The sequence below is a fragment of the Cellulosilyticum sp. I15G10I2 genome, from assembly GCF_900095725.1.
Lineage (GTDB): Bacteria > Bacillota > Clostridia > Lachnospirales > Cellulosilyticaceae > FMMP01.
Window position 1 is genome coordinate 174,080 of the sequence record NZ_FMMP01000028.1, and the last position, 20,268, is coordinate 194,347.

Genomic DNA, 20,268 nt, shown 5'->3' on the forward strand with positions numbered 1-20,268 from the left:
TTTGAACTTCTCGTCCGCAAATTCATGAGATCATTTTGGGGCGGTTGAAAAGACTTTCGTCCGCCCCTGATTATAAATTAAACTATTCTACAACAACATCAAGGTTATCAGCAATCAGCTGCTTGAAGTCAGCTAAAGTCTGTTCACGACTCTTGTTACCAGCAGTGTACTCACGTACCTGATTACGCCAGTTCAGATTGATTGTTTCGTCATACTGTGTTAAATTCTTACCATTCGCAAACTCACCAGCAGGAACGAATACATCGAACATATTCTGTCCACCCAAGAAGTCAAGAGCACCATCTGACTTTTTCATAACTGTACCAGAAGCAACTGTATCCTTTGTGCCACCTGGTCCGTTCAAAGTACCGTTTGCCCAGAAGTACTGAAGTCCTGTTTCAGAGCTATCGAGTGTAATCCACTCAATAATATCTCCTACAGTTTTTTGAAGTTTAGTATCTTTATTCGCAAGAACCCATGTTCCTCCCCAGAAAAAGCCCACTGGAGGTTCACATATTGCCCAATCTCCAAATGTACCTTCACCAGGTTTAGTACCACCACTGTTACCTGCCATAACGTAGTTAATAAGCCATGCTGGACCGAAATAACCAAAGATTTTTTGTGGGCCGGCATCTTTCATATCAGCAAACCAAGCGTCTTGCCAGTCCTGTGTATCGTTATGGAAACCATTGTCTTTAAGTTTCTTAGAAAGATCTAAGAATTCTTCACGCTTTGGATCAATGTTGAGCTTGCCATCCACAATCCAACCCTTTTCAGAGCTGTTCTCAACGGCATGCCATACGTCACCATCTCCTGATGCAATACCATATCCTTTAGCTTTTAATTCAGCTGCTGCTGCAAAGAACTTATCCCAGCCTGGACCGATTTTATCCTTGATTACCGCAGGATCATCTGTTCCCCAAACATCTTTTGCAATAGAACGGCGATAGATAAACGCACCGCCAGTGGCTTGATACCCAAGACCGACAAGGTTACCCTCAGGGTTTGTACCAATATCAACTGTATACTGAGCGATTTCAGCCTCTTTTAAGAGTTTATCCACGTCAATGCCAAGATCTTTATATGCCGCAGTGTACTTATAAGCATCTCCTTGCGTATACTTCAGTACAAACGCAGCTTCTGCACAGAAAATATCCGGTGCATCTGCCCCACCACCTGTAAGTGCCTGGTCGAGTGCAGGCTGGTATGCACCTTCTGTTGTAGCGATAATAGTAGTTTTAATTTCATAAGGAAAATCTGGATGAAGCTCTTTGTACTTCTCGAGCATTTTAGGCACTTCATCGGTAAAACTCCAAACGTTAAGAACTTTAACATTTGGATCATCGGTAACATCCGCTGCTGGCTCTGTGCTTGTTGTGGCTTGAGCACTTGAAGTGTTTGAATTGTTTGATGTGTTTGTACTAGAGCTCTCTTTGGTGCTATTAGTATTAGCACATCCTGTTAATGTCATAGACACAAAAAGTACGCCAGCAAGAAAACATGTAAAAATACGTTTCATAATATCCCCCCTAAAAATAGTGTTAACTATAGTAATACACTAGAATTATATAAGATATCATCCAGACATGCTTCTTGTATCTTGCTATCTTATGTTCAAATATTGCTTATTTTTTATAATATTTTTATATAAAATTTATAATCATAATAGTAAAACTCTTTTAACACTAGTAATTTATTATACAAATCATGCTTATTCAGTCTAAACATTAGTGGATTTTAGTTATCTACTTACTTCACAAAGTTCCCAAATATTGCTCTATACCTTTAATATAGGAACTATAATCAAATAAAAAAAATAAGCATAGGCCATAATTATTCTATGCTTATCCCAATACAAGTGATAATTAAACTAGTCTATTAAATTAAATGACGTAAATAGCTCTATATTCCTTTGGCGTACAATGATTTTTCGCTTTAAATACACGATTAAATGTCGCCAGACTGCTAAATCCAGATTTCATAGCAATCTGCATGATAGGTAAATCTGGGTTGATCAATAATTTCTCTGCATGCATGATCCTGCAACTAATTAAATACTCATAGCATGATGTATTCATAACTTGTTTAAAAATGCGTGCAAAGTGATATTTACTAAATCCTGCTATACTAGCAATGTCATCTACATTTATATTCTCAGTACAATGATCACTGATATAGTTACATACATTTAAAATAACATCTATATATTCATGCTGTCTTTGTTTTTTTATACTTGATAACTTGTCATTTCTATTGATACAACTACGTCCTAAAATGGTAAAAAAGCGGATAAGCATAGAGTAAGCTGAAGCTTCTCCAAATACTCTATTTGAAAAATATTCGGAAGTTATATCTAGAATAAGCGATGAAAGTTCTTTATGTATATCTGGCATAGAAGAAGGCGTAACGCACACACAAGGGCGAAATATATGAAATGCTGAGTTGAAACCATTTAAACTGCAAAGCAAGGTACAGTCAAATTGAAGTATTATCCGATATCCAGTGGGCGGTGCATAGAGCTGATGCAGCTCACCTGGTGGAATAATGATAATATCTTCTACATCTAGATTATATGTTATTTCATTTATAGTGGCCTTAAAATTATTTTTAATGGGCATGATGATTTCGATATCAGTATGCCAGTGCTGAGGATAATCCTCATATTCCTTGTTTGGATAGATTCGAATCTTAAAATCGCCTTGATAATTTACGGTTTCATGGGTTCCTTTTAAATTTTCGATCAATAAAACAACCCCTCCCACTCAAATAGAATAGTATTCATGTCGTACAAATCAAAAAATATTTTTCTGTGTGCTATAATGGCATGTCTTGATACTCTTTATATAACCCCTAGATTAATATCTTTTTTTAAGATGCCGTTTCTCAACAATTCACTAAAATAATTATTGTCCATATTTTCTAATTATACCATTCTTTTTCTAACAATTTCTTGTTCAATTTAATAGAGCAAAATTTTACACAAAAAAACCTCTAAAAAAGATAACATCTTTTCTAAAGGGCATTTTTGCTTATTAAGAGTTGTATTTAAGGTCTTTCATTTGATTCTATTATAATGATTTCGTAATAGAGAAATTTTATCTTCTAAAAGTCTCTTTAACTTTTGTGGTTTTATGGAAGTAATGTTATCCGTATAATTAAGCAAATAGTTTGTAATAAAATTCTCTTCACCTATATTGTAAAACCCCTTAATAACGTATTGTTTATCTTCGCTGTGAAGTTGCATGGATGGATAATGCTCCTTATAGAATAAATCTACTCCTTTAGGCGATATTGTAACTTCAAAATCCGTTGCGCCTTCATGTTTAAATACAGCTTCTGAAAGGGCAGATAATTCATCAATAGATTTTGGCCTATAACCTTTACCCTCACAAAGAGCGCTGATTTTATCACAACGAAATACCTGTACATAATTTGTATTAAAATTAAATGCTGTCACATACCATTGACCATATGTTGCTGAGATATTAAAAAACTGTACAGTATATTGTACTTTGATTCCTTTCTTGTTATATGTTATTTTAGCAATTGTTTCATCAATTGCCATCTTTAATATATCTTTTAAAAAAGGACTATTATTATAATGCTTGGAGACTTCCAAGCTTAGTATTTTTTCCATTTTACCTAGTACTTCAATATGTTTTTGAGAAATACAAGCTTCGAATTTTTGTTTTAATACAGATAAACTTAAGTGAAATGGTGTAGATTCATAAGCCTTTAATGTTATCATTGCAAAATATAGGGCATCCATTTCGTCAATAGTAAAAATAATCGGAGATAATAACCTATTGTTTAGAATACCGTACCTTCCATTTCTTCCAGCTTCAGAAAAAATCGGCATACCTATTTCTTCAAGAGACCGTATATCCCGTAAGGCGGTACTTTTAGAAATATTATATCTATCCATAATATCTTTTAAATTAAAATAATTCTTATCCTTAAGATATATCATAATATTATTTATTCTTTCAGTTTTTCCCATTACACGCTTCCCCTCTAGATAAATAAAAAAGTGTCACCTATTGATACCATTTAATAATATACTATAGTTAAAATAAAATCAAAGGAGAAGTAAAATGAATACAAAAAAAGAATTCCAAAGAATTATGAGTACTCAAGCAGAAATTGCCCTTGCTACAAGTGTTAATAATGTAACTAATGTTAGAATCGTAAATTTCTTTTATGAGGGAAATTCCAAAACCTTATACTTCGCTACTTTTGGGGATAATGCAAAAATAAAAGAATTTGAGCAAAATAGAAATGTCGCTTTTACTACCATACCTCATAATGGAACCGAACACGTTAAAGCAAAAGGGCAGGTTTTCAAAAGTAGCTTAAGTGTTTTTGATGTACAGGATCATTTCATATCAAAAATACCGGATTATAAAGATACGATTGAACAGGCCGGTCAATTTCTTATATTATTTGAAATCAAATTCGATACAGCAGAAGTTACATTAGACTTTGAAAATATTGATATATTATCATTAGCTTAATAAATACACTCTGTTTGTAAGACTAGTGTGCAATATCACATAAAATCCCCGTACTCAAAATGTTCCTCAGCCCTAGATAGTTCTTATTTTGGGCTGAGAAATGTTTTTTGGCTTTTTCAAATTCAGAATTCAAGATAGGAAAGCGAGCTTAAGTATATTGTTAGGCTGAGTAGGCTTCCTATATAAGCCCTGCGCTTAAAATAAATATTGCCCCTCCATGAGTTATGGTAGCAGGAATAACGCCATATCTACTACCAACTAGTCCTGCTATTATACCTTCCCAAAGTGTAAATATTAAAATAGGGAGTCCAATGTCAGTAACAGTAATTGCTAAGAAAATATGACAAGCTGCAAATATTACACCTGTATTAATACCCGCGATCAAACAATTTTGACTGTTTTTCAATATACCGAGCGCATATCCACGAAATAAACACTCTTCTAACAGGTTGCCAAACATTGAAAATAATAATAATGGTAATAAAATTGAGATATTAACGCTGCCACCTCTATTGTTAATATCTATACCACTATATAATATTAAAAAAGGTGTCACGACAACTATACATCCAAGTATTCCATATATTAAACCTGTAAATTTTTTATCACGAAACCACATTAAATACTTTCCATTTTCTTTATCAAGTTTATGTAGAGCAAAAACAGCAATTAAACTAATACCTGCAAATATTATTAAAAATATGGGATCTGAACTCATCCTCAACCATATTATTCCCTTTTCTTTACCAAGAGTCCATAATCCTAATGGCGTCATAGCATCACGCACCAGTATAAAAGCAAAAATATAGATAACTGTTCTAAAATAAACATTTGGTTTAATTAGAACAAACACTAACATTATCAATCCTATTCCTGGAAAAATTCTTAAAAAGTAACTTATTAGCATCTGCAACGTATTCATTCACACACCCTCTCTTTCTATTCTTAAATTTCTCCTAACGTTTTCGAATGTATATATACTTTTGCTGTTATATTCAAATTCAACTCTATAAAAGTTATTTTTCCAAACAGTCTTTTATAAGTTATTGATGCAAAAATATTGCGAATCAGCCCTTTCAAATATGCGAATTCATTGACAGAATTAAGACATATCACTTTTCTTATTTTAAAATATATAAGGGCAATCAAATCGTTTTTCATATGCATCATTTTTTTTAAGTTGTTGATCCCAGAAAAAATTTACTAGCCCAGTCTTACTAAGTACCTCAAAGAGAATTTCCATACCCTTTCCCAACCGAATGGGTCTAGACAATTGGCAAATACTCTTTGTGTCGAAACTTCCTCCCCACACCAAGTTAGCAATGGATTTTACCATTGGTTCAATAATCTTTTCTTGAGCTTTAATAGGCCTCATCTGCAAACCTTCTATCCCACCCTTAATGGCTGTACCCATGTAAGTTCTTCCCAATCTAAGGGCTAGTTGTTCAAAATATGCCTCAAGATAGTGAGACTGACTACTTTCCGGAAAGCCAGATTGCACAAAAAAACTTATACTTCCTCTGGAAGCTTGTAGTTTCTCGATAAATCCCATCACGTGGGAAGGCATTGCATGGACATACAAGGGCATGAAAAACATGACATTATTCTCTGTTTTAAAAGCATCTGCCCACTCCCCCCATTTATCTACTTCCTTCAAATCACGAATCTCAACCCTATCCCCAAGGGTTTCAAGGGTTTTTTTCAGAATAAGTCCGGAATTACTGCCACTCCTTCTCGGCGAACCATTGTAAATCACTAGTTTTTCCATGGGTTCAATTGAATTAAAGGCCACAGCCTGTCTTTTAGCCTTCCTTGGTTCCAGTAAACCTAGTTGAATACTGCCATCTTTTATAACGCGGTAGGCCTTAGATTGAAAATGGTAGGCAGTACGATACAAATAATCTTCAATAACATGCTCTTCTTGAGTAGTTAATCCTTCAGTATCATAGTAAAATACCATATCAGGATAACACTTATATCTAGCAACATGATGACATTCTCCATCTACAATTTTTATATATGGATGATAGTGTGGAATTGTCCTATCAAAAAAAGCTTTAGCCTTATGGCTAATAAATCCTTGTGCTGTATCGATTAATAAAATTATAGCATCACTGTTTACATAGTCGGAATAAGATTCAGCCATTTGATCTTTCATCACACATCTACCAGGAGTCTTGAGCCAACAGTTCCAACATCCAATGCACGCATTAATTGATTTATCATCCAATCTAACAACCTTTAAAGGTTCATCATAAAGACTTTGTATGATCTCATAAATTTCATTATCTTGCCTCTCTCTTAGATCAAATATAGTTTTCACCCTTATCTCTCCTTCAATCTCTTTATGTTATGTGCTATTGCATACAGAATATAATCTGATACCATTTCGTTTCGTAGTACTACATTTTTTCTAGTCATTAGATATCAACTCAGAGTCCGTTCTGATCTTGAGCAGTAATAAATATAGTAAGATAAAGACGGTTGCCCTTTGATAAACCTAGAATGCTAACATCATGTTTTTGAAATAAAATCTTCTATTGGCTGTATCCCCTTAGGCCTCAAACCCTAAACTCTCATACAGCTTTCTTCCATCATCTGTTGCATGTAAACTTACACTCAGATAATGATTTCCTGTTGCCAACGTCTCTGAACTGGACCCACAAAGCTTTTCTTCGAAGGCGGTATTTGCCCCCAGCAAAGAGAGATGCGAAGCAAATGAATTATATTTTTCTATAAATTAATTCCGCAAATTGTCCATACTTTTTTACTTCTTGCAAGTAAAATCGCTTCAATACTTCTTTTTGTGAAAATAATGGTATTCCCCCCCCCAATAACACAGGGGCAATCTGTATTATTATATTATCAACCATGTCATTATCTAACAGAGGAGCTAATATTGTGTTTCCTCCAACAATCCAAATATTTTTATTCCTCTCTATTTGCCTTACAAATTCAACAATATCACAATTCGTAGGAATAAAGTCCCTGACTGATAAGCGTTCAGCATGTGTAAAAACATAATTTTTAGTAGTCGGATAAAGACTGCTGATATTCTCTATATTTTTAATTTCATTAAATGTTCTTTTGCCCATTACAGTAATATCCATGCTTTTATAAAAGCTTTCATAACCAGTTTCTTCTATTGTACCAGTTTGATAAAGCCAGTCCAGATTATGGTTTTTGTCAGCAAGATAACCATCCATAGTAATGCAACCGTAAAAAAATACACTCATTTTTCAACCCTCCCTAGTATTCACTTTATCAAACTATAAATAATCCCACACTCACGTTGGACAAAATACCTAGCATTATCTGTTGTCTAGCGACCTCGTACTTTAAACGTTCCTTCGCCTTATATATTTATGGATTAATCATATATTACATTTTTTCCTTCATCCCTTAGCTTTTTCAAAGATGAAAGCATATGATTTATTTCTTCATCGGAATGTCTTTCCCATGAACCTAATTCAGCTATTATTTTCAAAGGAGCTTTAGATCTATAAGAACGTGTTGGATTTCCTGGAAATCTTTTGTCAGTTAAATTCGGGTCATTTTCAAATTCACCTAATGGTTCTACAATATAAATTCTTTCTTTTGATTTAGCTGTCGCTAATTCAGCACCCCATTTAGCGGCATTTAATGTTGCAGTAAAATATATATAGTTAGATTTTTTATCTTGGTAATTTGACAAGTGTTGTGATTCTAATAAATCTCCAATTTTTAGTTCTGCTTTAGTACCATGAAAAAAAGGACCATTATCTAAAATATCTTCTTTGTCATTCATGCTGACACACCTCTTTTATACTTTTAAATTTGTGTATAATATCTTACCATGACGCTTTACCCCTATTATTCCAACGGAAATACATCTATATAAAACATGACTTTTTAGCTACCATCTCCACACTCAAGACGTTTCTCAACCTTAGATAGCTCTTATCTTGAATTTGGATAACTCCAACTCGGTTAGGCCGGGGAATGTGCGCAGCGAACGAGAATGCATTGTTATAAGATGGGATACTTGTCACCCAATAGGAATACCCAAGCCATGATTACTTTCAGCTTCAATAAATTCTAGTACTTTGTCTAATTTCTCTTCTAGCTCAAATACCCCTTCCAATCTTATTACCTTACAACTTAGTTCATGAAGCCATTTTTCATGTAATATTCTGCTTCGAATATTCAAGTCCCCATCATCATATTGAGATGCCCAATCTATAAATTCTATGTGCTGCTTATATAACTCACCACTTGGCTCTATCTTTTCTTCGTATCTTCTTCTTTCTCTTTCCATTAACCTATTCATACGTAATTCATTAGGTATCCAAAGAAATATTACTAAGTCAAAATATGGTATGAAAATATCTCCCCAGCCACAAAGCGATCCTGATAATATCCACTTTTTATTATTTAACAAATCTCTTTTCAATGTTTCTTGTCTTTCTTCACAAATTGTTTTTTCCTGAAATGGAGGGTTTGTAGGCTTCCAGTAATAATCATCTGTATCAAGATGAACATAATTAAGTTTCTCAGATAATGCCTTTCCCAAAGTAGTTGTCCCTGACCCAGATGCTCCTAATATATGTATCCTATTAATCAATTTAATGCCTCCCTTTTCAAAAGCCAAGTATTTTTCTATCTCAAGTATCCTATCTTATAACTTTTTCGAACTCAAGACGTTCTTATAGGAAGTGATAACGCTTTTCGTCCCCGTGTTCAAAACGCCCGAGACACTTAGCCAGCTCTGGCTTAATGTCTTGGGTGTGTGCGGCACCGCTCCAGAGACTTCCCCCACTGCACAAACTTGAACACATTGTTATCTAGTTTTCAACTGTTTACAAAAAAAGATGACCTATAGTTCTATCTCTATAAGGTCATCTACTCTCTGTCGTCTAATAGTTTTCTTCCATGTAAGACATAAAGCTCATACATTATTTCTTCCCAAGAAGCTTCATCTGGTAATCTATTTAAAGTTTCTATTGCATCTGATTTAGCATATCCCTTGATATCGCCTCATTCAAAATAGCTATTATTAATTATACCATATTTCTCATTTTAAAATACATAAAAGTTTATGTACTAAGAATAGTTGTTAGATAATGTGCCCAATCGGAAACTATCAACAGACGAATCTCACGTCTATAATGAACTTATTGTTCTTATTTAGTTTTAATTAACCAAGTTATTGCCATTAAATAACCTATTATTGGCGAAATACCATATCCCATTAGTGGAACTGGAAAATTCCCAAAAGAAGTGGTAATAATTAAGATTACAAAGTATAAGCCTAGACACTTTGATAATATTCTCTCGTTCATCTTTGATAAAAATAAAAATGGCATTGGTAAAATAATAAGCGAAATAATTCCAAGAATAGACCATATCAAGCCCATACCCATTACCAACCCAACTATTTCTTCTACATATATTACCGCTGGAAGAGAATCTAAGAATATCCATGAAGTGATTATCAAAGAGATTAATATACCGATTATAAAACATGAAAGAATTTTGTTATTAATCTTACTAAAAAGGATTATCATCATAGGAATTGCAAACGCAGTTAACTGCGATGCATCTGGTTGTAAAACTAGCAGAATAGCTACTATTATTGTAATTACTGCAACCAATAATTCATTATTATTTTTCAAAAGTGCCCATAACTCAATTATTAGTATAGGAGCAAATATACTTGATATATATAACCTTATTGGTCCTAAGGATAACCATCTATGAACGCCATCCATTCCTAGATCAATAAAAGTTATTACATATAACATAAGTATCAAGACAATTCTTATTTTTCCATAATTTCCGCTTTTTTTAATTTTTGAATTTTTAGATATTACGCAACATGAAACTAACCAGCCAGTTAACAGGCAAATAATATTTAGTACAAAGTTTATACTCGGAATATTATTTACACTCATAGCAATTGCTCCGATAATAACAGCAGGCAATGCCACAATTAGTGTTATGAAATAATCAAATCTGCTTTTAGTCATATTCTTACCTTACCTTTTTGTCTATTTTACTTTTTATTTTTTATCTATAGCCGTATCCACAAAAACTAGATTGTGCATGTCATTCAACAAGATATCTCAGATAACACCCCCTTGAATTGTCATTTTAAAAAATACCCATTCCGCTCATAATCTCACTCACAAATTGGAATTTGTCAGTTTCGTGTTCTGCTCATTTTATCTTTTTATCCCAAAAGTCGCATTATACAAATAAGCACCATCTAATACCATATTTATCAATGAAATCTGCCATAAGTAAACTGTATTCACATGGTGCAAGCGGCATCAAAATTTTAGCATCAATTTTTAACACTTCATATGCTTTCCGCACCTTTTCTTCGTTACCTTCTCCATAATGTAAACAAAACTGCATTACGTTTCCTGTAAACGTTTCCTCACCAATAATAGCATATTCAGAATTTCGTTCTGCCACAGCTAAAATTTCCCCTTGAATATCAAGCTCTGAGTGAAAAAACGTTCCATCTTCATTTGGATAACTGCTGATGAGAACAGCATCAAAAGCCTTTTGATAAAGAGCCACCGCCTCATCACTTCTTGTAACATATGCTTGCATCATTGATCTTTTCATAACGAATCCTCCCTATACTCCCACTTTAGATAAATCATATCAACGAGTTGTTTTCCGTTTTCAAATATCGGGTGGTCATAGTTGTCCGTAAAAAAGTTTTTTATTCGATGTGATTCCGTAAAGCCACATTTATGATAAAAACTAAGTATATCAGAGGTGTCTCCAGTTCCTACAAGCATAGTTTTACAATCGGGATAATAGGAAAACAGAAACTCTATCAGTCTTTTGCCGTAGCCTTTACGTTGGTAATCAGCCATGACCGCAATGTTTTTGAGTTCATAAATACCATCCGCTTCTTTTGTAATCACGCATTCAGCTTTTATACCGCCGTCATCTAAAATAAACATTTCACCGCGTTCGAGATATTTATCTACCATATTTTCTTGCTCGTCTGCTAACAATAACAAGTCAATGTATTGTTTTTTGTCTTCCATTACTTTCCTTATCTCCATAACGATCCTCCTATAAATTCCTACTTAGCTGCATGTTACAGGCATTATATGTCGTATTTCAAATCTTATAGTCAATTTTTTCAAATCCGCAACAGGACGTGGCGTCCTCTGCTTCATCTGTTAAAATAGAGTGACCCCTAATTAGCCAAAGCGAACTTGAGTGCATTGTTATACATTGTACTTCACGGAAACATCCTAGTAAATAATTCTCTGAAAAAACATCACTATGTCATTAAGTATCTCTTCATTAATTGTATGTCCTATACCTTCATACATCACTAACTCTGCAGGTACTTCCACTTCTTCATAAATCCCTTTAGATATTTCCCATCTTTCATGCATATCCCCACCTAGTACATTTAATATTAGTTTCCTTTCTTCATCACTAAATGCATCATCATAAGGTAGAGTATCATTTTCATCTTCGCTTCCCATATATATGTACTGAGCAACATCCGAATATGCAGTTAAATCAAATTCCACTCCCGTAATCTCTTTTAAATCATATATTCCAATTGGATAGATTAATTGATATTCCATCAGATTTTCAATTGGCAAAATAGGCATACAGTTGACGCCTCCTGCAGCAACTCCTTTTACTCTTTTAGGATGAATTGCAGCAAATCTATTAACAAAATTCCCAGATGCAGAAAATCCTGTCATTAATACTTCATCCCATATCTTTATCCCTCTTTTTTTAAGAAGTTTTTTCGTATTATCAAGCATGCCTATCAGCTGCAAATCAATTCTTCCTAAATCTCCTTCTTTGTTCATAAGAGAATCTCTATCTAAAGCATGGGTGTACATCTCCCACTTGCTTTTAGGTCTGTCAAAAACAGGTACTAACAATGGTATCTTTAGCTCTTTAGCGATTTGCACACTTAGGCCACCCTTTATCTTTTCAATTACATCTGCTTCATGCACTTTATGATCATCACTAACTGTTCCAGTGTTATTAGGTTCTACCAGCAAATAGTTGATATTTTCTCTATCAATATTATGTGGAATATACAAATAATAGTTTGTATAGAATCCTAAGTCACTATCTGCTTTAACTTCTATTATTTGATCTTTATTACCAATTATTTTAATTATGAGAATTATGATAATAGATATTAATATTGATAGCAAGCCAATTATAGTTATCAGTTTTCTACTCATTTTATTCCTCCAATTGGATAGTGAATTATTGCGTATAACATCTCCGTATTCAAGATGCCATAGACACTTAGCCAGACTTAGCTTAGTGTCTATGGCATCTTGAACACATTGTTAGGCGGTTGATACTATGGATCCTTACTAAAGTCAAAGCAATAACTATCATCTCTACTTAATGATTGATATCATTCTACTTCTTTTGCATATTTAAACATTGTTAGTATATCTGAATGCTTGTATTCTCCTACCTTAATATATCCCATCTTTTGATAAAAATAATGATTTCTTACACTCTCAAACGGAGTAATCAATTCCCATTTTTTAGCTTTAGTATTATCTTTTTCGATAAATTCAATGGCTTTCTGACCTATTCCAAGATTATGGAATTCTGGAACAATACACAAAACTCTTAAATAATAATTTTCTTCATCTATTTTACGAATTATTATGTCCCCAACTATCTCACAACTACATTCAATAACATAAACTATACAATTACTTATGTAATTAAACATGTCTTCTTTTGATTCGTTATAAGACGGGCATTCATTATACTTTATATAATCCTCATGAAAACTTCTATTTTGCACCTCAATTAACTTATCTATATCCTCAATAACTGCCCTTCTAAAATTTATATTCATCAGAATGTGCCCTTTCTTAATCATAGTATTATCTATCACCTAATGTCCCGGCACACAAGATGTTTCTCAGGACTAGATAGCTCTTATCTTAAGCTGAGGAATGTGCTTTGGCTACAACTTCTAAAAAGGGGTAACCCTAATCAGTCAAAACGAACTTGAGTGCATTATTAGGTGATGTAGCATCCAAAAAACACCAATCAAAATAGTTTGTATGCTCAAGCTTTATAGTCGTAAAATAGAAATCTTACAATTACCTTTAAGGTCGAATTCTTCAATCTCATAATCTAGCGCTCCCTCTCTATATATGGCTTCATATATATTAGCTATATCCTCAAGTTTTCCTGTATAAGTCCTCCATCCATGATCTGGCAGTTCTACTACTACATTCTTTGAACCCGGATAGGTTTGACTAATAATATCAAATGAATAATCATACTTTCCTTCAAACTCTCCTATCACATAATCAAAACTATTATTAGCCCAATTAAACCCTAAACCCTTAAGTTCCGCTTTAGAATATAATTGTGTCATGAAATTCCAAAATTCTCCAATAGCATCAAATTGTTGATTGTTAGTACAATCAAATCGTATCAGTATACCATTAAATCTCATGTTACACCTCTTTCTTCGTTGAATATAACTATAATTCCTACAAAAAGAATCACTACGCAATGTTACCTAATGTCTCCGTATCTCCGTCCCTCTAAAGTGTACTTACAGTTTTTTTACTGAAAAATCCACCTTACAAAATGCCCATTCCACTCATAATCTCACTGACAAATTGGAATTTGTAATACTATTAATAATAGACTATTATTAATAGTCTATTATTACCTTTCTACACCCTTCGCAAACATATGCTGTGTGACTTATCTGCCATTCATTACAATCAACTAATACAATCCCATTATGTTTTTCAATTATATTATTGCTAACAATAAACTTTACTTTTTCCTCATCAGGCAACCAGAACAATCCCGCACCTGCTCTTGCACCTATCTTTCCAAATTTCATCTCGTTACCGCACATTGGACAATTCATGGTTATTCCTCCTGTGGATTTCTTTTTATATTTTTCCTTTTATCTTAAATCTTAGTAATCTCCTTCACAAATTTCTATTTTACCTACATGTTATAGGTATTATATGATTAAAAATCCATTTTCCTACTGTCTCGACGTGAATTGGATAACTTACTATATTTTCGATTTCAAGTATACTCCCTCTCATTTGTCCCCCTTTTATTCGATGTTTTTTAGAATATTTTTTCGCTACATTTATTTTGCTTTTTAGTCACATCTTGTATAATCTACTAAACAATCAATGCCAAATATCAAGAAAACTACGGCTACTTACAATGACCTTGCGACCCAAAAGAACAACCACGAAATGAGGGGGAATTACGTATAACATCTGTGATTCCATGCGCCCTCGAAGTATGAGAGGGTGTGCGTAGCGCACTGGAATCAACTTGTTATACGAAGCCCGACTGGTTTTCTTCATATTTCATCTGATACAAATTAAATCAAAGCTTCATTATAAATCCAGTCTTAATATCATCCCTAAATCCTGAACTTCTATAAAAATTAAGTGTTTCATCCTTCTTTGAACTTGTTAACACCATTACCTTATAACAATTATTATTCATTGCTACTTCTACTGCCTTTTTTATTACCTGCTTTCCAAATCCTTTGTTCCTATATTTCTTATGTGTAACTACATTCTCAATTAAGCCATAAGGTCTAGCACACCTTGTTAGGTTCTTAATAATTGTAATGTTACATGTTGCTATTAAGATGCCCTCTTTTTCTACAACTATATAATATAAATTAGGGTTATTATATATTGAATCCCATAATTTTTTCAGCTCCTCATTATCTTCCAGCTCTGGATCACTATTGTCAAAGTGCTTGTATAAATCTAACAAAGCTCTAAGTTCGTCATATCTAATGAATCTTATATTGTAATCAGCACTCATGATCTGCCTCCATTATCTTTTTATCCTACCTATTTCCTAATGTAGAGGGGGTGTTGCATAACGTCTCCGTACTCCAGACACCCGAGTATTTTGTTATATGGTGTTATGCACGGAAGTTAGCTATGGTCTAGATCTACCATTTGAAAATTAATGGTAAGTGAGGTCTAAAGTCCTTAGATTGATTCAATACTCCTTTGTCAAACTCTAACACCATAAGATTTTCCTTATCTTTTTTAATATGTACATTACCAAGATCGTTTAATATATAAGCTGTTTCAGATAAGTCATCTTCTACATTTATATACACACTAACGGATGTAACTTCCTTTAAGGGTATACTGTGTTTCATTGGTTCTCTTTCTTTATCAGCTGTATCCTTCCTATTAGCAAAAGATAGATAGAAATACATCGGCTCACTCAATGGTGTACCATCAGCCACTTGAATCTTGAGTACCTCTGGCAAATAAGCTGGATGATAATCCCAAGTTTTAAATGGTACAAATCCCTCTTTTTCTATTGTAGGTCTAAACCCAACTCCGAATGGACAAACCTTATTCACAGTAGCTAAACATCTTTCATAGAGTCTCATTGGTTTAGTACGCTTGTTTTGCACCTCTGTAAGATCTTCAATCCATAAAAGCTCTACCATCATATTCTGAAAATAAAATCTTCTATTTGCAGTTCCTTGTCCCAAGTGAGTATTCTGAGACCCTTCTATAAGACCAAAATCTACAAGCAAATCACCCTCTGGAGCTTTCTTCTTTGTACAAATAAAAATATGATCAACTTCCAAATGACTTCCCCTCTCTACATATTAAATGCAATAGTGCACAATATCATATAACGTCTCCGTATGACTGACATGGCAGAGACTTAGATAGAACTCTTATCTTGGGCTGAGAAATGTGCTTTGCTTCTTCGAAGGTATGACTCAAAATAGGCAAAGCGAACTTGAGTGCATTGTTATACGAATTATTCTTTATCCCATGTTATTTTTTAGCTTCAACAAACATAACATCTTTACTTGCAAACGTATTCTCAGTAATTAAATTATTATTGGTAGAAACCAGCTTAAACTTATTTTTATTTAATAATTTTTCTATTTTACTAATAGTATAATAGTTATCCCATGTAATATATTCTCTAGGTTTTTTATCCTTCTCAATTATTACAGTTTTTGTTCCCCAAATATTTTGTTCAACAAAATGTTTTACCTCTTCTAATAATAAGTGGGGGACACTGCTCCAAAAGTCTTCACCAGTTGAATACCGCCAATCTCTATTCTCCTTTTTGTTATCACACAGACCAGGTTTAAAAACGTCAAATATAAAAACACCATCATCATTTAATATATTGTAGATTTTATCTAACAAAATTTCCTGTTCGGTAGGAATTAAAGCTCCAAAGTCACAATAAATACATATTACTGCATCATACCCAGTACCAATATCTTCTTTTAAATAATCTTTACAAAAATAACTTATTGGTAAGCCTTCTTCTATGGCTTTATTTTGTGCATAGGATATGGAACATTTTGATATATCAACACCAGTAATAGAATATCCATTCTTTGATAATAATGAAGAATACAAGCCAGGCCCACATCCCAAATCTAGAACCTTGCTGTTTTTAGGTATTTTAGTTTCTATCCACTTAATTGTCTTATTAATAGTATTTATGTTCCTACTTGCTGCATCATTATCTAAATCAAGATGCGCAGCTAACATATTTTTTGATATATAACCATCTGTCCATATAGAATCTTTACTTCTTTGATAAAGTTTTAATTCATTATTAATATTCACTATTTTACATCCTTCCTAAAGAGAAATTTCGTCTAACGTTTCATACTTGCGACGTTCCACAGCCTTAGATAGCTCTTATCTTAGGTTGTGGAATGTGCTTTGATTTCAACCTTTAAAAAGGTGTGTCCGTAATCAGTCAAAGCGAACTTGAGTGCATTGTTATCTGACGTTACACGCTGAAAGACCCACTAGTTATAAGATTATACTTATAATAAATTTGTGATAAAATATAGTACGCTAATGGACAGCACCCCTAAGCCAAGCCATACATAGCCATTTATGTTAAGCCTACTTTTTTTGTTAGGTAGTTGTACATCTATACCTTCAATCACAGTCCTTTCGTTTTGCTCTTGTTTTTTCTCAATAAGAATATAATCTGTGCTTACATTATAAATTTCTCCAATGTGAATAATGTTATTAATATCGGGACTTGATTGACCCGATTCCCATTTAGAAATTGCCTGCCTTGAAACACCTAATTTGTTTGCCAGTTCTTCCTGCGACAGTCCTGCTTTCTTTCTGAGTGTTAGCAACCTTTCGCATAAATCCATGTTTATTCATCCCTTCTAATAATACTATTTATAAAGCTTTTCTTTACTAAGGATTTCGTTCAAGAAATGCTCACTACTTTCCGCCATACTTTTGCTCAATTCAAGCCAATAATCAATTTCATTTTGAGATAAATCTTGATTCCTTTCAATTTCATCAATAAAATCTGTTTTGAGATAATTGATTTTACTTCTATATGTTTCTTTCATTGTTTTTGGATAATGAAATAATTCAGCACTTACTACACTGCAGCTTTCCCAAAAATCTATTAACTTGATTTTATTATATCCTTCACATATAAACCGCTTTGTTTGAGCAACTCGGTGAGTCATTCCACAAATGATCAGCACTTTCCCTCTATCAGGCAACAGTGCCTGTATATTTTTATATATCTCATCATCGCGCAGACGGTCATAAGCAGTATTAAAGCTATTGTTAGCTCTCATATTTGGAGCGCTACACCACCAATCAATTCCCTTTACAGGTATGTTATTTTCATTTGCATAACACCATGAAAAAATCATTTCCGACGGTCCATCTAAAGCTTTAAAAGAATCGAAGATTTCCTGTCTGGTTTCTATAAGCAATAAGTCTGGCTTTATGGTGTCAATCGCATACTTAATATCTGCCAATGAATAGTTATAGTTTTTTTGATAATGGGCTGAATGGATCGTCCCTAAGATGTATATTTCTTGCTCATCATTTATCTTTAGTAAGACGATATTATTTTCCTTTTGCACTCTTTGCCACGCATATATGAAGTACCTTCCTAAAACAATGAGAATTGTCAAAGTGGTTAAAAGCAGTATTCGTTTCCAATATTGTTTAATAATTGACATGTTTCATTCCCCCTTAGTTTAGCTTCATTATAGTAAAAACTAAGGTTGCGTACTACCAAGCACACTTTATAATCTGTCAACCCATGGTTGCTTTTTCAAATAGTTCCTATTGCACAGTATGTAAATAATCTATGTTTTAAGCCTAGTACCAATGTCAGATAACGTTCTCGCACTCAAGACGTTTCTCAGCCCTAGATAGCTCTTATCTTGGGCTGAGGAATGTGCTTTGGCTGCAACTTCTAAAAAGGAATGCCCCTAACCAGCCAAAGCGAACTTGAGTGCATTGTTAGATGATGGAATTGACGGAATATACCAACACCCCATCTTATAATGCGTTTAAATTAGTCTTTATAAGTACCGCAGTATCTTCAAATCCATAATCGCCATCTCCATATTCATTTAAGAATTCTGGAAGCAAAAATTCATTAATCGTTTTTTCTTTTTCATTTTCTTGTACTTTCTTAAAGCCAACTTTTTCATATGCTCTAACTGCACGATAATTTTTTATTGATGGTCTAATGATATAATCCTTAATATTGTAACTTGACTCCAAATAATCACATAATGCTTTCAAAGCTTTTGTTCCATTACCATTTCCACAGTATTCTTTTCCTTTAAGCCAAATGTCCAATTCAGCTTTCTGTGGTTTAAGATGAAAACAGGCATAACACAAACAACCTATATCTTTCCCATCATCTTGAATGATCATAACTGAACCTTTTCCCCTAGTTTCTTCTTGATAATAAAAATTCTCAAAACCTTCCTTAAACTCCTCCCAACTTGGAATAGGGTTATTAGGATAATCTGGCTCACCCATATGCATTTGAGCTGTATCAGATAAGCAAAGCCATTCATATGTCTTATACTTTTCTGTTATATCAGCATGTCTAATTTTTATCATGATTTATTTCCCCTTTTTACGCTGCTTAATAATAACAATACCCCAAAAAAACTAGTCAATTCTTTCATATAACGTCCCCGCACTCAAGATGTTTCTCAGGCTTAGATAGCTCTTATCTTAGACTGAGAAATGTGCTTTGGCTTCAGCTGCTAAAAAGATATTACCCTAAGAAGCCAAAGTGAACTTGAGTGCATTGTTCTACGAGATGGGGGCGACCCGAGAAGCCAGAGCTCGGCATGGACGCCACCCCCGTAGACAATCTCCCTAAAATTACTAATGCATAATATATAAAGATAACGAATTACAGCTACATCACATTATGCTTATAACCTTGATAAACCAAAGTTATTTTTTTGATTTCTTTTTCTTATAGAAAATAAAGCCACTACATAATAAATAAAAAGTCACAACAATAATACCGAGGGGGAGTTCTATAGGCAAAATTTGTCCTGTATCTTTGGTACTCATGTACATCAAATGAATACCAGGCAGCATTCCTAAAAATCCACTCCTAAATTCCCCTTTAGATAGCAAAATACCGCTTATCAAAAATAAAGCAATCCATGCATATACAAAAGGTGAAATAGAAAGTTCGGTACTAATTATTATCAATCCATAAAAAATAATAAAAATAATTGCTGGCATATAAAAAACAATTTTTTTCAAATTCTCATCCTCCATCAAATATAAATAATCTCAACTTCGCAATATAAAACATATGTGACATATCAAAAACTGCAAATGTCTTTCCCCTGATCAACACTTCGAAGGCTATTCTTTCACAATCCGTGCCAGGACGGCACGGTCCTCTGCCC

The 20,268-nt window shown here is 33.5% G+C and carries 23 protein-coding genes; 1 reads left to right on the forward strand and 22 read right to left on the reverse strand.

Translation table 11 applies throughout. The annotated features are described in order from the left end of the window. Positions 1-82: 82 nt before the first annotated feature. The 3 genes from BN3326_RS19730 to BN3326_RS19740 form a co-directional block, all read right to left on the reverse strand. The gene (locus BN3326_RS19730) at positions 83-1,519 is read right to left on the reverse strand and encodes an ABC transporter substrate-binding protein (protein ID WP_070000968.1); all 1,437 of its coding nucleotides are present in this window, start codon (positions 1,517-1,519) and stop codon (positions 83-85) included. Positions 1,520-1,883: 364 nt separating this feature from the next. Beyond that, positions 1,884-2,744, reverse strand: coding sequence for a helix-turn-helix transcriptional regulator (locus BN3326_RS19735; RefSeq protein ID WP_070000969.1), 861 nt, complete (start codon positions 2,742-2,744; stop codon positions 1,884-1,886). Positions 2,745-3,055: 311 nt separating this feature from the next. Beyond that, positions 3,056-4,000, reverse strand: a complete 945-nt coding sequence (locus tag BN3326_RS19740) for a helix-turn-helix transcriptional regulator (RefSeq protein ID WP_070000970.1) — start codon at positions 3,998-4,000, stop codon at positions 3,056-3,058. A 94-nt stretch (positions 4,001-4,094) separates the two neighbouring features. Between BN3326_RS19740 and BN3326_RS19745 the strand changes: the two genes are divergently transcribed. After that, the gene (locus tag BN3326_RS19745) at positions 4,095-4,514 is read left to right on the forward strand and encodes a pyridoxamine 5'-phosphate oxidase family protein (RefSeq protein ID WP_070000971.1); all 420 of its coding nucleotides are present in this window, start codon (positions 4,095-4,097) and stop codon (positions 4,512-4,514) included. 178 nt (positions 4,515-4,692) lie between these two features. Here BN3326_RS19745 and BN3326_RS19750 read toward each other — a convergent pair whose 3' ends face one another. From BN3326_RS19750 to BN3326_RS19840, 19 genes are all read right to left on the reverse strand, one after another. After that, on the reverse strand, positions 4,693-5,436 hold the full coding sequence (locus tag BN3326_RS19750) for a CPBP family glutamic-type intramembrane protease (protein ID WP_070000972.1): 744 nt from the start codon (positions 5,434-5,436) through the stop codon (positions 4,693-4,695). 204 nt (positions 5,437-5,640) lie between these two features. Beyond that, positions 5,641-6,837: a flavodoxin family protein gene (locus BN3326_RS19755; RefSeq protein ID WP_070000973.1), complete on the reverse strand. Its 1,197-nt coding sequence runs from the start codon at positions 6,835-6,837 to the stop codon at positions 5,641-5,643. 400 nt (positions 6,838-7,237) lie between these two features. Further along, on the reverse strand, positions 7,238-7,750 hold the full coding sequence (locus BN3326_RS19760) for a dihydrofolate reductase family protein (RefSeq protein WP_070000974.1): 513 nt from the start codon (positions 7,748-7,750) through the stop codon (positions 7,238-7,240). A gap of 134 nt (positions 7,751-7,884) precedes the next feature. Continuing rightward, positions 7,885-8,301 (reverse strand): NAD(+)--rifampin ADP-ribosyltransferase, encoded by a 417-nt coding sequence (gene arr / locus BN3326_RS19765; RefSeq protein ID WP_070000975.1) that lies wholly within the window; start codon positions 8,299-8,301, stop codon positions 7,885-7,887. Positions 8,302-8,541: 240 nt separating this feature from the next. Continuing rightward, on the reverse strand, positions 8,542-9,117 hold the full coding sequence (locus BN3326_RS19770) for an AAA family ATPase (RefSeq protein WP_070000976.1): 576 nt from the start codon (positions 9,115-9,117) through the stop codon (positions 8,542-8,544). A 559-nt stretch (positions 9,118-9,676) separates the two neighbouring features. After that, positions 9,677-10,522 (reverse strand): cell division protein, encoded by an 846-nt coding sequence (locus BN3326_RS19775; RefSeq protein WP_070000977.1) that lies wholly within the window; start codon positions 10,520-10,522, stop codon positions 9,677-9,679. A gap of 220 nt (positions 10,523-10,742) precedes the next feature. After that, on the reverse strand, positions 10,743-11,129 hold the full coding sequence (locus BN3326_RS19780; protein ID WP_070000978.1) for a VOC family protein: 387 nt from the start codon (positions 11,127-11,129) through the stop codon (positions 10,743-10,745). After that, positions 11,126-11,581, reverse strand: a complete 456-nt coding sequence (locus BN3326_RS19785; protein ID WP_070000979.1) for a GNAT family N-acetyltransferase — start codon at positions 11,579-11,581, stop codon at positions 11,126-11,128. Before BN3326_RS19785 ends, BN3326_RS19780 begins: the two co-directional genes overlap by 4 nt. A gap of 195 nt (positions 11,582-11,776) precedes the next feature. Further along, positions 11,777-12,742, reverse strand: coding sequence for a hypothetical protein (locus BN3326_RS19790; protein ID WP_083258974.1), 966 nt, complete (start codon positions 12,740-12,742; stop codon positions 11,777-11,779). 182 nt (positions 12,743-12,924) lie between these two features. Continuing rightward, a complete protein-coding gene (locus tag BN3326_RS19795) occupies positions 12,925-13,407 on the reverse strand; it encodes a GNAT family N-acetyltransferase (RefSeq protein ID WP_242876038.1) in 483 nt (160 codons plus the stop codon). A 198-nt stretch (positions 13,408-13,605) separates the two neighbouring features. Continuing rightward, a complete protein-coding gene (locus tag BN3326_RS19800; RefSeq protein ID WP_070000980.1) occupies positions 13,606-13,995 on the reverse strand; it encodes a hypothetical protein in 390 nt (129 codons plus the stop codon). Positions 13,996-14,199: 204 nt separating this feature from the next. Beyond that, the gene (locus BN3326_RS19805) at positions 14,200-14,424 is read right to left on the reverse strand and encodes a PF20097 family protein (protein ID WP_070000981.1); all 225 of its coding nucleotides are present in this window, start codon (positions 14,422-14,424) and stop codon (positions 14,200-14,202) included. Between the two features lie 482 nt (positions 14,425-14,906). Further along, the gene (locus BN3326_RS19810; protein ID WP_070000982.1) at positions 14,907-15,359 is read right to left on the reverse strand and encodes a GNAT family N-acetyltransferase; all 453 of its coding nucleotides are present in this window, start codon (positions 15,357-15,359) and stop codon (positions 14,907-14,909) included. A 133-nt stretch (positions 15,360-15,492) separates the two neighbouring features. Next, entirely contained in the window at positions 15,493-16,152 is a 660-nt protein-coding gene (locus tag BN3326_RS19815; protein WP_070000983.1) for a hypothetical protein, read from the reverse strand. Positions 16,153-16,348: 196 nt separating this feature from the next. Beyond that, on the reverse strand, positions 16,349-17,164 hold the full coding sequence (locus BN3326_RS19820; RefSeq protein WP_070000984.1) for a class I SAM-dependent methyltransferase: 816 nt from the start codon (positions 17,162-17,164) through the stop codon (positions 16,349-16,351). A 206-nt stretch (positions 17,165-17,370) separates the two neighbouring features. Continuing rightward, complete coding sequence (locus BN3326_RS19825; RefSeq protein ID WP_070000985.1) at positions 17,371-17,715, reverse strand: helix-turn-helix domain-containing protein; 345 nt, start codon at positions 17,713-17,715, stop codon at positions 17,371-17,373. Between the two features lie 24 nt (positions 17,716-17,739). Then, positions 17,740-18,552 carry a hypothetical protein gene (locus BN3326_RS19830; RefSeq protein ID WP_070000986.1) on the reverse strand — a complete coding sequence of 271 codons (813 nt, stop codon included), beginning with the start codon at positions 18,550-18,552 and terminating at the stop codon, positions 17,740-17,742. A 325-nt stretch (positions 18,553-18,877) separates the two neighbouring features. Beyond that, positions 18,878-19,453 carry a GNAT family N-acetyltransferase gene (locus tag BN3326_RS19835; RefSeq protein ID WP_070000987.1) on the reverse strand — a complete coding sequence of 192 codons (576 nt, stop codon included), beginning with the start codon at positions 19,451-19,453 and terminating at the stop codon, positions 18,878-18,880. A 345-nt stretch (positions 19,454-19,798) separates the two neighbouring features. Then, positions 19,799-20,119, reverse strand: a complete 321-nt coding sequence (locus BN3326_RS19840) for a hypothetical protein (protein ID WP_070000988.1) — start codon at positions 20,117-20,119, stop codon at positions 19,799-19,801. Positions 20,120-20,268: the final 149 nt, after the last annotated feature.

What these genes read in the sequence shown, in the direction of transcription:
- BN3326_RS19790 (WP_083258974.1), bottom strand. Translation starts at nt 12,742, where the DNA reads ATGAGTAGAAAACTGATAACTATAATTGGCTTGCTATCAATATTAATA.
- BN3326_RS19745 (WP_070000971.1), top strand. Translation starts at nt 4,095, where the DNA reads ATGAATACAAAAAAAGAATTCCAAAGAATTATGAGTACTCAAGCAGAA.
- BN3326_RS19805 (WP_070000981.1), bottom strand. Translation starts at nt 14,424, where the DNA reads ATGAATTGTCCAATGTGCGGTAACGAGATGAAATTTGGAAAGATAGGT.
- BN3326_RS19750 (WP_070000972.1), bottom strand. Translation starts at nt 5,436, where the DNA reads ATGAATACGTTGCAGATGCTAATAAGTTACTTTTTAAGAATTTTTCCA.
- BN3326_RS19825 (WP_070000985.1), bottom strand. Translation starts at nt 17,715, where the DNA reads ATGGATTTATGCGAAAGGTTGCTAACACTCAGAAAGAAAGCAGGACTG.
- BN3326_RS19775 (WP_070000977.1), bottom strand. Translation starts at nt 10,522, where the DNA reads ATGACTAAAAGCAGATTTGATTATTTCATAACACTAATTGTGGCATTG.
- BN3326_RS19740 (WP_070000970.1), bottom strand. Translation starts at nt 4,000, where the DNA reads ATGGGAAAAACTGAAAGAATAAATAATATTATGATATATCTTAAGGAT.
- BN3326_RS19830 (WP_070000986.1), bottom strand. Translation starts at nt 18,552, where the DNA reads ATGTCAATTATTAAACAATATTGGAAACGAATACTGCTTTTAACCACT.
- BN3326_RS19730 (WP_070000968.1), bottom strand. Translation starts at nt 1,519, where the DNA reads ATGAAACGTATTTTTACATGTTTTCTTGCTGGCGTACTTTTTGTGTCT.
- BN3326_RS19760 (WP_070000974.1), bottom strand. Translation starts at nt 7,750, where the DNA reads ATGAGTGTATTTTTTTACGGTTGCATTACTATGGATGGTTATCTTGCT.
- arr (WP_070000975.1), bottom strand. Translation starts at nt 8,301, where the DNA reads ATGAATGACAAAGAAGATATTTTAGATAATGGTCCTTTTTTTCATGGT.
- BN3326_RS19795 (WP_242876038.1), bottom strand. Translation starts at nt 13,407, where the DNA reads ATGATTAAGAAAGGGCACATTCTGATGAATATAAATTTTAGAAGGGCA.
- BN3326_RS19800 (WP_070000980.1), bottom strand. Translation starts at nt 13,995, where the DNA reads ATGAGATTTAATGGTATACTGATACGATTTGATTGTACTAACAATCAA.
- BN3326_RS19785 (WP_070000979.1), bottom strand. Translation starts at nt 11,581, where the DNA reads ATGGAGATAAGGAAAGTAATGGAAGACAAAAAACAATACATTGACTTG.
- BN3326_RS19780 (WP_070000978.1), bottom strand. Translation starts at nt 11,129, where the DNA reads ATGAAAAGATCAATGATGCAAGCATATGTTACAAGAAGTGATGAGGCG.
- BN3326_RS19835 (WP_070000987.1), bottom strand. Translation starts at nt 19,453, where the DNA reads ATGATAAAAATTAGACATGCTGATATAACAGAAAAGTATAAGACATAT.
- BN3326_RS19810 (WP_070000982.1), bottom strand. Translation starts at nt 15,359, where the DNA reads ATGAGTGCTGATTACAATATAAGATTCATTAGATATGACGAACTTAGA.